Raw genomic sequence first — 11,336 nt, 5'->3', positions numbered from 1 at the left:
GATGGCTGAGTGGTTGAAAGCACCGGTCTTGAAAACCGGCATACGTTAATAGCGTATCTAGGGTTCAAATCCCTATCTCTCCGCCACTTTTAAAGAGAAACCGCTGTTCTTACAGCGGTTTTTTCGTATCTGTTGTTTTCAAAAACAGCCTTGCATATAAAAGTTCTGTAATGTCTTGCTTATCAAGTAAGCTCTTCTTCTAAAATTTACCTTTCTCCAAGTTCTTTCTGAGCTCTTATTCCCGAGTTAAGTTCTCGTGTTTTCTTTTCTGCTCAATAGTCTCTTCATAGGCTAGTAAGATTTCTGTTGGAGCTGTGGTTTATATGGTCCTTAATAGCATTTTGGTAGACTTAACAGAGAGATAGAGAGTGTTATTTATATGGAGGATAAATGAAGTTACTGTACTGGTTAGATGAATGGCTGACTCTTTCTAAAGAAGAGCAGAATACTGCACTACCACTTACCGGGTTTGACTTACTTGACGATGTTTTTGTTAAGTATGAATTAGTCGATTCGAACAAGCCTTTACTGTTTACCTTCTCTCCCTCCGGTACTGATGTTCAGGTACAAGATTTAAATCCGAATTTTAAACCTTGGGGGTATCAGATCGCAGAACAGCAAGAAGTGAACATTATTGCTTTCCAGCATTTGGGTAAAAGTAATTGGTTCCGAAGTCGCAATTTGATTTTCTTTCTTGAGCAGCTATCCGAGCTATTAGAGCCCTTTAAGTGTCGTTTGGGCTATGGTCAGAGCTTGGGCGGGTTTGCTATTGGTGCATTTGCAGAGTTGCTGAAGTTGGAGCATATCCTACTGTTTTATCCTGTTAGCACGAAGAATAAAACTATTGTGCCATGGGATGACAGACCGAGCACTGATTTAGCTCAGCAGTTTAACTGGGAGAATGACTATCACGATCGAGCTTTGGGGGATGCCAGAGGCTACATTATTTATGATCCTACCAATTGCATTGATCGTCTTCATGCAGAACGTTATCCGCAGCTGACGCATCTCAAAGTTGTCGGTATGGGGCACGGTACTCAATCCACTCACCTGAATAAATTAGAATTTTTTAACACGGTGGCGGAGGAATTTATTCGCCACCAACAGATAGATATTGCCCAATTTAATGAGCAAACCAAGACTTTGTTTTTAAAAGAGGACTGATATCAGAGCCCCCTGTAATGGGGGAAATGATCACGCACTAAAAACTAGATTTTTAATACAATTGCTAGGCGCAATTTAGATGGAGGATTAATGAAGTTACTGTACTGGTTGGATGAATGGCTGACTCTTTCTCGTGAAGAGCAGGAAACCAGGCTACCAATATCCGGGGAGGACTTGCTTGATGATGTCTTTGTTAGGTATGAGTTTGTTGATCTTAACAAACCACTATTGTTCACCTTTTCTCCTGCAGGTACTAACTTACAAGTACAGGACTTACATCCCGATTTTGCGCCTTGGGGTTATCGCCTAGCCCAAAAGCAAAAAGTAAATATTATTTCTTTCCAGCATCTGGGTAAAAGCAATTGGTTTCGTAGCCGTAATTTGATTTTCTTTCTTGAGCAATTATCGATGCTGCTAGCGCCTTTCGAGTGCCGTTTAGGTTATGGATTGAGTCGGGGTGGCTTCGCGATTGGTGCATTCGCCAAATTGCTTAAGCTCGACCAAGTACTGCTATTTCATCCGGTTAGCACCAAAAACCAAGAACTGGTGCCTTGGGATAACAGATCGAGTACTGAAATAGCGCAACAGTTTGATTGGGATGGTGAGTACCACGATCTTGATCTAGGAGATGCCAAGGGCTATATCATTTATGACCCGACTAATGATATTGACCGACTTCATGCTAAGCGATATCCAGAACTGAAGCATCTAAGGGTTTTTGGCATGGGCCATGGCACTCACGCTACTTATATGAATAAATTTGGTTTTTATAAGCAAGTAGCCGCAGATTTCATCCGTCATCAGCAGATAGACATTGCGCAGTTTCGCCATCAAACCAAAACACTGCGCTTAAAAGAGGATTACTACCAGTGCCTCAACAAGGCGAACGCAAACTCCACACATCGTCTGGGCCTATTGAGTAAAGCTCACAATGTGTTGATTGATGAGAAGAAACAACACGTGAAGGAACATCAGGCACAAATTGATATTCAGCCACTAGTAGACATAGCGCTGAAGCATGAGCATGACAACCCGCAAGATACGGTGCAGCTTTTAGAGGTTGCTCAACAACTGGTTCCTGGTGATCCCTTGGTGGAACATAAGCTACAACAGTTGACCTAAAACACGATCAGAATTTGTTACCAAGCCTCGCTAGTGATAGCGAGGCTTTTTTGTGTAAAACGTCTGTGCGGTGCTATCGTTCATCATGAAGGGTGACATTGCCTACCGACGTGCTTTTTATCATTCTGTCATCAGGAAGTGAGCAGAGCGGCTCGAAAGTTATCATTAAACATCGATATCTATCCGATCTATACCAGGAGCCATATCATTCATACTGTGGCCTGGTGAGCGTAACCGAAAAAGTGGTAATCAATAAGAAAGGGTTAATCAGGTCGAAAAGAGGGGGGAATGACGAGCTCGGCTGCTAAATTGAAGTCACCGTACTGTGAGCAATAAAAAGCCCGAGTGTTCTGACTCAGGCTCAATATAAACATTGTATTAACGAAAATTAAAACTCTTTTGGTGCGAAACCTGTCATCGCATCCAGACGCAGCTCTTTACCAAGCTTGGTCATCGGGTGAACGACAACAAGTCCGCGCACGCGCTTTTTGAGTTTGCCGATGTCTGCCTGCTCTTCTTTGGTAATTTCACGAGAAAATGGCATATCCAGCAAGCTCTTACGCTCTTTATTCAGCTCGTAACTCTGTTTGTGCTTAAGCTGACTAAGTTTTTTGGTTAATTGCTCGACTTCATCAGTAAACTTAGAAATCATTTCGTGATCACCACGAGAACGTGCTGCATCGAGTTTACGTTGGCAGTTCTCTACGCGGTTATGCAGCTTTTGAATATCAGTTTTTATGCTCATGGCAGTTAGACTCTAATTTTTAATGGCCGAGGAGTATAGCATAGCTAAAATTCTACGCTCTACTATCCTCCTCGATTCCTAATTTAGTTGATCAGTTCATTCCCTGAAACTTGCCCAGAGAAGAATGCTTCTACGTTGTTGAGTGTCACTGATGCTATGTTGTTGAGCGCCTCGTGAGTTAAGAAAGCTTGGTGACCCGTGAACAGGACGTTATGACATGCAGATAGACGGCGAAAAACGTCGTCTACGATAACGTCATTCGACTTATCTTGGAAGAAAAGCTCTTTCTCATTGTCGTAAACATCTAGGCCCAGTGAACCAATTTTTCCTTGCTTCAGAGCTTCGATTGCAGCAAGTGAATCTAACAACTCTCCCCGACTTGTATTGATGATCATCACGCCATCTTTCATTTTCGAAAATGAAGTTGCATTGAGGAGGTGGTAGTTTTCTTTACTCATCGGGCAATGCAAAGTAATAATATCAGCATTGGCATATATCTCTTCTAGAGAGCGGTAACGTGCGCCCATCTCTATTGCCAGAGGGCTTTCGTAAGGATCATGGCACAGGACCTCCATACCTAATCCTTTGAAAATTCTCATTGCAGCAATGCCTATTTTCCCCGTACCTATTACGCCGACCGTCTTACCAAAAAAGTTGAAGCCTACTAAACCTTCCAGAGAGAAATTTGCATCTCGGGTTCGTTGATAGGCTTTGTGTAGTCGACGGTTCAGACACATCATCAACCCGACCGTATGTTCGGCAACCGCTTCTGGTGAATAGGCCGGTACACGAACCACTTGCAAGCCTAACTTCTTAGCCGCTTGTTGATCGACTTTATCAAAACCCGCACAACGCATTGCTATAAGCTTAGTGCCGCCCTGAGATAGTTGTTTTAAAACGGGTTCAGACAAGTCATCGTTAACAAATGCACAGACGACTTCGCAGCCGTGAGCCATTTTCGCAGTCTTCGAGGTCAAGCGAAAATCGTGATAATGAAACTCTAAGTCCTGTTGATGTCGCACTTTATTAAAAGAGGCTTCGTCGTAGGATTTGGCGCTAAAAAAAGCAATGTTAATCATAGTTCTCTCTCGAAATCTTTGTGTTCTCTACTAACGTAATGCAACTTAGGTACGATGAATAGATAAATCTGCAATACGGACTCTGTCATAGCAAAATGCCATTAGCATAGGTTTTTACGTCCCCACGTTATATTCAGATTGCTTTGTTATTACCAACTGACTAGCATACCCCTTCTCTGTTTTCCTTGTTGGCTTCTTAATTAGGCGTTCTGGCGATGTCAGTAAAATGGTGTTCTCTAATTGTATGTTGTGCGTTCGTATTCGAAGCACAGGGTGCTGTCGATCTTGTTAAAGTCGACAAGTCAAAGCGTCGAATGTACTTGATGGAAGAAGGCACTGTGATAAAGGAGTATCGAATTGCGCTGGGTGCTAATCCCAAAGGTCATAAACAAGAAGAAGGGGACAACCGGACTCCAGAAGGTAACTATACCCTAGATTACGTTATCAACGACTCTGCTTTTTACCGTTCCGTACATATTAGCTACCCCGATGCCATTGATACGCTGGAGGCTCATCGTCGCGGTGTCTACCCTGGTGGCAATATTAAAATCCATGGCTTAAAAAATGGGGAAACCCAAGACCCAAGCTTTATACAAAGTTTTGATTGGACCAATGGGTGTATCGCGATTACCAACGAAGAGATGGACGAGTTTATTCAATTGGTTAGAAGGGGAACACCCATCACCATTGAGTGGTAACAGAAAATCCCCTCGCATTTTAAAATGATCGCTTACGGCAGAAACCGAGTTGGGTGATCACTGAAGATGCCATCTAACGTTGGCAGGTGCTTTAGTTTATGTGGGTTGTTGACGGTATAGCACATCACTTTATAGCCATTTTGTTGGAGTTTTTTAATCTGACGGGAGCGCACCCAATTGATGTTTAAGTTACAGCTGTAAGCGTTGACTTCTTCAAGCAGCAATTGGTCTTTCTTGGTAAGAAATTCGCTCAGTACACCTAAACGGTAGCCTTTACAGTGCTTAAAGAGGGCTCGAATAACATCATGACTAAAACTTGAAAGTAAAATACTTTTTGAAGGCAGAGAGCTACCAGAAAGCACTGTGGCTAATAACTTGGCAACTGGCTCAGCGGGATGGCGATCAACTTTCACTTCGATATTTAAATTGAGGTTGTGCTCAGCTGCCAGTTCAAGAAGCTCATCCAACGTCATGATGGTTTCACCTTTAAACTCGCCACTAAACCAGGCTCCAAAGTCTAAGCTTTTTAGTTCATCCAAAGTGAGTTCATCTATTCGCCCCTGCCCATTACTGCAGCGATTGACCGTGTGATCATGGCATACCACCAAGATGTCATCTTTTGTCGGTTGAACATCAATTTCTACCCATTTCAAATCAAGGTTTACTGCAGCCAGAACGCTTATCTTTGTGTTTTCTGGGTAGGACCCCGCTACACCTCGGTGACCAATTAACAATGTATCCATGTTGTCGCTTTTCTCGTTTGGGTTGAACCCGATTGTAATCAATTTTTGAGTTGTTTGGATTGGTGAGAATCGAGCTATGTCGATGCAACACCTTCATTTACTGAGGCATGCACACTAATACAAATATGTTGGACTTTTACTCTATCGCAGCTCATTTTTAAAGTAACGACTAATCTTGTGAGCTAAGAACAATACCCAGAAACCACATGAAGCTGAGTCTGAACATGATAGTTTACTTAGGTAGTAAAGTGTTGATGATCAGATGGATTTGAATCCTGCATCTTGCAGTGATTTGGGTAGAAATATCAGGGAGAGAAAAATGAAGATCGGTGTCATTGGCGCTGGTGCTGTTGGCGTTGGAGTTTGTAATTACTTACTTACGATGGGTAGTTTCAGTGAATTGGTTCTATTAGATCAAAACCTGGAACGAGCAGAAGGGGAAGTGTTCGATTTCCGCCATACAACGGCGTTAACGTTTTCCAAAAACACTCGTATTGTCCCTTCAAATGACTATCTGGATTTATTGGAAGCGGACATTGTTATCATCACTGCTGGTGCTCAAATTAAACAAGGGCAGACTCGTCTGGATATCGCAGAAATCAACGCCAATATAGGGGTTGAAATTGCACGTAACATAGAGCGTGTTGCACCAAATGCCATTCTAATTGTTGTGACTAACCCATGTGATATTGTTACCCATTTTATCGTCGCTAATACAGGGTTTGAAGCTAGTAAGGTGATCAGTAGTGGCTGTGTTATTGATACTGCCCGCTTGATGAGTATTGTAGCCAACCGTGTAGATCTCGATCCTAAGAATATCTTTGGCTACGTATTAGGCGAACATGGTAGTCATTGTTTTACGCCAAAGAGTTTGATTTCTATCGCAGGCCAACCCGCGGATTACTATTGTGATATGCATAATATCAAGAGAATTGATGCGGATGAGCTATTAGAGGCGGTGAAACAAGCGGGGTATGAAATATTTCGCCGCAAGAACAATACTGTACACGGTATCGCAGCCAGTGTGTTTCGGATAGTTCAGGCGGTGATCATCAACGAGCGCTCAGTGTTGCCTGTCGGAACAATGATAAAAGGACAATATGGCGTGAATAATGTCGTACTCAGCTTACCAACGGTGGTGGGTAAAAATGGCGCTGACTCGGTGCTTACTCATCCATTTAGTGGTGAAGAGCTGAAAACGTTGAGAGCAATCAGTGAGAACTTACGTTCAATCGTAAACAACGTTGCATTGTTGACCGGTTTACAGTGTTAGCGAGTTCAAAATTTAAGTCATCGCTTAATTTCAGAGAGCCTGCTGTAAAGTAGGCTTTCGTGTTTTTGAGCAAATAAGCTCCTCCAATGCTCAGTTGTTTAACTTAAAAGTGAAGAATATAATGAGAACTATTTTTATTTAATTGACAATTAGACATGTCGCGAATTTTGATAGTTGATGATGACGTTCCTTTGTGTGAACTCTTAGCCACAGTATTGCAAGATGAAGGGTATACCGTATCTTCTGTACATTGTGGTGAAAGCGCCCTGCAATACATGGAAAAAACGCCTGTCGATTTGGTTTTACTTGATGTTATGTTGCCAAACTTAAATGGGATGCAAGTTGCTCGTCGTATCTGCCAAAGATTTGCTACTCCAATTCTTATGCTCACAGCTTTAAATGATGAGAGCTCGATGCTTGACGGCTATCAAGCCGGTGCCGATCAATATATCGGTAAGCCATTCAATGTCGCAGAGTTACTGATGCGTATTAAAGCTATCCTTCGTCGAGTCGGTTTGGAGCGCCAACGACAAACCATTTGTAATACCGTTCAGAACATAAGTGATCAGATAACGAGCTTGCCGCTGACCAGCACTGAAGCCGAACTTTTAAGTCACTTGGTTAAAAATCAGGGAGTGGTGATCTCTAAAGCGGAGCTGCAAACGGAAGTTCTGCGAAAAGAACTCAGTCCGTTTGATCGCAATCTTGATATGCACATCAGTAACATCCGCCGGAAACTGGTAGAGGCGGGCCTTTCAAAGCAGCACATTAAAACGTTTCGTGGTAAAGGTTACAGCTATTTAGAAGTTGTGGGCGTGTAATGAAGTTTGTTTGTCCATCCTACATAGTAAAGCGCAAAGACAGTCTCGCGTTTAAGCTCTTTAGCTATATGACGGCGATAGTGATCAGTATATTGCTTGTTCAGCACTTAGCCGAACAAGCTTTGGTCAAAGCCATGCTAAAAGTCCCTGATAGCGTCAAATCAGAGATGCTAGATCTTGCACATCAAGCGAACGTGCTTATCGAGCACGGTGACATGGAAGAATTAGCCGATTGGGCAAACGCACAACAATTTTATCTGTTTGTATTGAACGAGCAGCTCCAACCCATCACACATCGTTTAATGCATCCACACTTTGAATTTAAGCTTCAGTTCAAGCGCAGCATTAATGATCAATTGGAAGGCAAAGTTAATCGACCCATCATCAACATTCCTCTGGTTAATAAACACAACTTAGTGATCCAACTGCCGCATCGTTTGCATCCTGCGAATGACTTCATACTGTATTTTTCAATTATCAAAGTGGTTATTGCCGTGGTCATTTTAGTCTTGTTCTCGCTTTTGATGGCGCGTAACTTACAACAGCCATTAGATCGTCTTAGAGAGGCAAGCAAGAAGCTTTCGAACGGAGATTTTAACGTCAGTGTCGTACGGGAACTAAAGTCGAACACCCGAGAGTTTAATGAGCTCGCAGAAGACTTTGATCACATGACCAGAGAGATCCACTCCCTAGCGAAAAAACAACGCCTGTTGATTCGCGATGTTTCTCATGAGCTCAGAACGCCGCTAGCCAGGCAAAACTTGGTGTTACACCTTTTGCGTAAACGCGTGGGAGAGGGTGAACAAGCTTTGGTTACCCGACTTGAAGAGGAGACTAAAGAGCTGAATCACCTGATCAGCGGCATCTTAGAATTTAGCCGCCTTGAGAATGCTCGTTACGATAAAGCGACTAAACGTATGGACTTAGAAGTGCTTTTAGCACCACAAGTTGAGCGTTGCAAAATCGATCTTAAAGAGGAACAAAGCTTGTCATTTGTTTCTTACGCGACAGAGCCTAGCGCTTATTGCGAAGAAACTTTGGTCGTACGTTGTCTCAACAATCTTATTGGCAATGCCATCAAATACGCAGGTGAATGCGCCCAGATAGAAGTGGCTCTGAGCCACAAAGAAGTGAATGGGCAGATTTATCTCGTTATGTCGGTATCTGACAATGGGCCTAGAATTGCAGAAAACAAGTTGTCCGAAATATTCAATCCTTTTACACGCTTAGATGTGTCGAGAGATAAGAACGTCGGCGGGTATGGTCTCGGGCTTGCGATTGTCAAAGAGTCGATGCGAATGATGGGAGGAAACGTGAATGCAGAGAGCCGTCCGCAAGGTGGCTTAACCGTGAGTTTGATGTTCAGACAATAATGCAACATGATGCTTAAAAGTTTATTTTGTGATCTAGATCTCGTATGAATAATTCGTCACCCGATAGTTCTTTACAAAACTTTGCAAATGCAAAGAATGTAAATTTAATGCAAATGGTAATACTTATCACTTATATTCACTCGCAATGTAAATAAGAGGGAATCACATTTATTGTATGTGCAACCCGAAACACAATCGGAGTGAAAGGATATGTTTACTAAGAGCCATTTGGCATTAGTGATCGGTGCGGTGTTAGCGGCACCTGCAGTGGCAGAAATTCAAACAGATGAGCATCTAGTCGTTGAAGGACGCGAGTTCGGATACAAAGCGGATACCAATAGTACAGCGATGCGAATGGAAATGACGCAACTAGAAACTCCGGGGCAAGTTGCTGTCATTGACGAAACCGTGATCGATGAGCAACGTGCGAGTACGCTGGGTGAAGTACTGCGTAATGACGCGAGTGTGAGCGCCGGCGGCACTAGTCGCAACCGTGAACGTTTCTCGCTACGTGGGTTTGAACTAAGTAGTTCGGATGGTTTCCTAAAAGATGGTCGCCAACACTGGTCACATTATCGTCAGCCAATTGAGCTTTTAGAGCGTGTTGAAGTTTTAAAAGGCCCGTCTGGTCTGCTTTACGGTAAGTCTGAGCCGGGTGGTTTAGTAAACATGGTTTCTAAGAAACCAACAGCAAAAACACAAGTAAGCCTGAGCCAAGACATCGGTTCAAACGAGCATTCACGTACAGTGCTTGATGTCAGTGGCTCTTTAAATGAAGCGGAAACGCTGCGTGCTCGTGCGATTTTAGCGAAGGAGAACTACAGTTCTTGGCGCACTTACGGTGATGGTACAAAGCCTCAAACCGATCGTTTTGTTGGTGGTTTAGTTGCTGAGTATGACATTACCGAAAACGTTATGGTGTCAGCGCACTATGACCGTACAAAAGATGAAGGTAGCGTAGATTCAGGTGCTTACGTCGTAAATGGCAAGCCTCAGTTAGGTGAAAAATACATTTGGGACGCGCAATGGTCAAAGATCGATAACGACGTCGAAAACTATGGCATCGATATTAATGCGCAAGTAATTGAGAGCGTTAATGTGAAAGCGGGATACAACCGCCAAGACTTTGAGCGTTTTGACGTAGAGTCTTACCCGAAGTTCAATAAATACGATGTAGATAACGTCATTGTTCACCGTGGTAATGATCGTTCAGATAACTGGGTGTTTGACACCGCCTATTTAGATGTTACGACAGACTTTGCTTTATTTGGTACCGAAAACACACTATTAGTCGGAGCTAACTACTTAGATTACAGTTACGATCGCTTTATGTCGTTTCATAATGAAGCGAAGATTGCTCCGGGAGAAACGGTGCCAAAGCCTAGTTATCGTAGTTCGAGAAAATGGCCAACGAGCGAATACGATACTTGGGGAATCTACGCGCAGAATATGATGACCATCAATGATTACTGGCAGCTACTTGCGGGTGTTCGTTATGATGAAAAACGTAGTGATGAGTTAACAGAGAGCCAAGTATCTCCGAAGTTTGGTGTGACTTTCCACCCAACATCGAATGGCTCTATTTATGCTCAATACTCTGAGAGTTTTATGCCACAAGGGCAGGTAAACGGTGAGGATTATACTAACGATGGTGAAGAGCTAGACGCGGAACGCGGCATTTCTTACGAAGTTGGTACTAAGTGGGAGTTGTTTGATCAACGTCTTTACTTAACAGGCGCTCTATTTGATATCACCTTAGAGAACGTAAAGCTAACGGTTGATGCGCCAAATAATCCGGGCAAAGAGACGATTACGCAAGATGGCGAGCAAGTTCACCGTGGAGCAGAAATCTTAGCGCAGGGCTTTGTGACGGATAAGCTTTCGCTTACTGCTTCTGCAATGTATTTAGATGCAGAGATTACACAAAGTAAACATTACAAAGGCAACCGTCCGGTAGATGTACCTGAGTTCTCAGCGAGTGTTTGGTCTAGCTACAAAGTGCAAGACAACACCAACCTAAACCTAGGTTTGATTTATGAAGGTGAGCGCTACGGAGATGCAGCGAACACCTTCGAAAAAGATGGGTATGCACGCATTGATATGGGTGTGTCATACAAGCATAAGTACGACGAAAACTTGGATATTGTTGCTCGATTCAATGTAGAAAACCTATTTGATACTGAGTACTTAGCGGGCGGTGGTAGTACTGACCCTCTAGAGTATGAGGGAGCGAGCGGTGTAGTGGTTGGTGAAGGCCGTAACTACATGGCGACAATCCAGTTTAAGTACTGATAACAATCTGATTAATAAAGGGGAAG

At 43.1% G+C, this 11,336-nt stretch carries 10 protein-coding genes; 7 read left to right on the top strand and 3 right to left on the bottom strand.

Annotated elements, in window-relative coordinates; all coding sequences use genetic code 11:
* Window positions 1–390: 390 nt before the first annotated feature.
* Both L3V31_RS20930 and L3V31_RS20925 read left to right on the top strand, forming a co-directional pair.
* Window positions 391–1,164, top strand: a complete 774-nt coding sequence (locus tag L3V31_RS20930; RefSeq protein ID WP_237319008.1) for a cytosolic protein — start codon at window positions 391–393, stop codon at window positions 1,162–1,164.
* Window positions 1,165–1,254: 90 nt separating this feature from the next.
* Complete coding sequence (locus tag L3V31_RS20925; RefSeq protein WP_237319006.1) at window positions 1,255–2,286, top strand: cytosolic protein; 1,032 nt, start codon at window positions 1,255–1,257, stop codon at window positions 2,284–2,286.
* A gap of 388 nt (window positions 2,287–2,674) precedes the next feature.
* On the opposite strand, the gene L3V31_RS20920 is transcribed toward L3V31_RS20925, so the two are convergent.
* Window positions 2,675–3,031 carry a YibL family ribosome-associated protein gene (locus tag L3V31_RS20920; protein WP_237319004.1) on the bottom strand — a complete coding sequence of 119 codons (357 nt, stop codon included), beginning with the start codon at window positions 3,029–3,031 and terminating at the stop codon, window positions 2,675–2,677.
* A gap of 83 nt (window positions 3,032–3,114) precedes the next feature.
* A complete protein-coding gene (locus L3V31_RS20915) occupies window positions 3,115–4,110 on the bottom strand; it encodes a 2-hydroxyacid dehydrogenase (RefSeq protein ID WP_237319002.1) in 996 nt (331 codons plus the stop codon).
* A gap of 215 nt (window positions 4,111–4,325) precedes the next feature.
* Here L3V31_RS20915 and L3V31_RS20910 point away from each other — a divergent pair, with 215 nt between their 5' ends.
* The gene (locus L3V31_RS20910; RefSeq protein WP_237319000.1) at window positions 4,326–4,808 is read left to right on the top strand and encodes a L,D-transpeptidase family protein; all 483 of its coding nucleotides are present in this window, start codon (window positions 4,326–4,328) and stop codon (window positions 4,806–4,808) included.
* A 32-nt stretch (window positions 4,809–4,840) separates the two neighbouring features.
* Here L3V31_RS20910 and L3V31_RS20905 read toward each other — a convergent pair whose 3' ends face one another.
* A complete protein-coding gene (locus L3V31_RS20905; protein ID WP_237318998.1) occupies window positions 4,841–5,551 on the bottom strand; it encodes a glycerophosphodiester phosphodiesterase family protein in 711 nt (236 codons plus the stop codon).
* Between the two features lie 319 nt (window positions 5,552–5,870).
* Here L3V31_RS20905 and L3V31_RS20900 point away from each other — a divergent pair, with 319 nt between their 5' ends.
* The 4 genes from L3V31_RS20900 (at window position 5,871) to L3V31_RS20885 (ending at window position 11,310) form a co-directional block, all read left to right on the top strand.
* Window positions 5,871–6,824, top strand: coding sequence for an L-lactate dehydrogenase (locus L3V31_RS20900; protein ID WP_237318996.1), 954 nt, complete (start codon window positions 5,871–5,873; stop codon window positions 6,822–6,824).
* A 155-nt stretch (window positions 6,825–6,979) separates the two neighbouring features.
* A complete protein-coding gene (locus L3V31_RS20895) occupies window positions 6,980–7,645 on the top strand; it encodes a response regulator transcription factor (RefSeq protein ID WP_237318994.1) in 666 nt (221 codons plus the stop codon).
* Window positions 7,645–9,018: a sensor histidine kinase gene (locus L3V31_RS20890; RefSeq protein WP_237318992.1), complete on the top strand. Its 1,374-nt coding sequence runs from the start codon at window positions 7,645–7,647 to the stop codon at window positions 9,016–9,018. The genes L3V31_RS20895 and L3V31_RS20890 overlap by 1 nt, the downstream gene beginning before the upstream one ends.
* 210 nt (window positions 9,019–9,228) lie before the next feature.
* Window positions 9,229–11,310, top strand: a complete 2,082-nt coding sequence (locus tag L3V31_RS20885) for a TonB-dependent siderophore receptor (RefSeq protein ID WP_237318990.1) — start codon at window positions 9,229–9,231, stop codon at window positions 11,308–11,310.
* The last annotated feature ends 26 nt before the right edge of the window (window positions 11,311–11,336 follow it).

Origin of the sequence: Vibrio sp. J1-1 (assembly GCF_021728395.1) — a bacterium.
Classification (GTDB): Bacteria; Pseudomonadota; Gammaproteobacteria; order Enterobacterales; family Vibrionaceae; genus Vibrio.
The sequence above is the reverse complement of the archived record's forward strand: the minus strand, read 5'-3'. Positions and strand labels throughout refer to the sequence as shown.

Coding starts and splice junctions, on each gene's coding strand:
- L3V31_RS20930 (WP_237319008.1), top strand. CDS start 391: ATGAAGTTACTGTACTGGTTAGATGAATGGCTGACTCTTTCTAAAGAA.
- L3V31_RS20925 (WP_237319006.1), top strand. CDS start 1,255: ATGAAGTTACTGTACTGGTTGGATGAATGGCTGACTCTTTCTCGTGAA.
- L3V31_RS20920 (WP_237319004.1), bottom strand. CDS start 3,031: ATGAGCATAAAAACTGATATTCAAAAGCTGCATAACCGCGTAGAGAAC.
- L3V31_RS20915 (WP_237319002.1), bottom strand. CDS start 4,110: ATGATTAACATTGCTTTTTTTAGCGCCAAATCCTACGACGAAGCCTCT.
- L3V31_RS20910 (WP_237319000.1), top strand. CDS start 4,326: ATGTCAGTAAAATGGTGTTCTCTAATTGTATGTTGTGCGTTCGTATTC.
- L3V31_RS20905 (WP_237318998.1), bottom strand. CDS start 5,551: ATGGATACATTGTTAATTGGTCACCGAGGTGTAGCGGGGTCCTACCCA.
- L3V31_RS20900 (WP_237318996.1), top strand. CDS start 5,871: ATGAAGATCGGTGTCATTGGCGCTGGTGCTGTTGGCGTTGGAGTTTGT.
- L3V31_RS20895 (WP_237318994.1), top strand. CDS start 6,980: ATGTCGCGAATTTTGATAGTTGATGATGACGTTCCTTTGTGTGAACTC.
- L3V31_RS20890 (WP_237318992.1), top strand. CDS start 7,645: ATGAAGTTTGTTTGTCCATCCTACATAGTAAAGCGCAAAGACAGTCTC.
- L3V31_RS20885 (WP_237318990.1), top strand. CDS start 9,229: ATGTTTACTAAGAGCCATTTGGCATTAGTGATCGGTGCGGTGTTAGCG.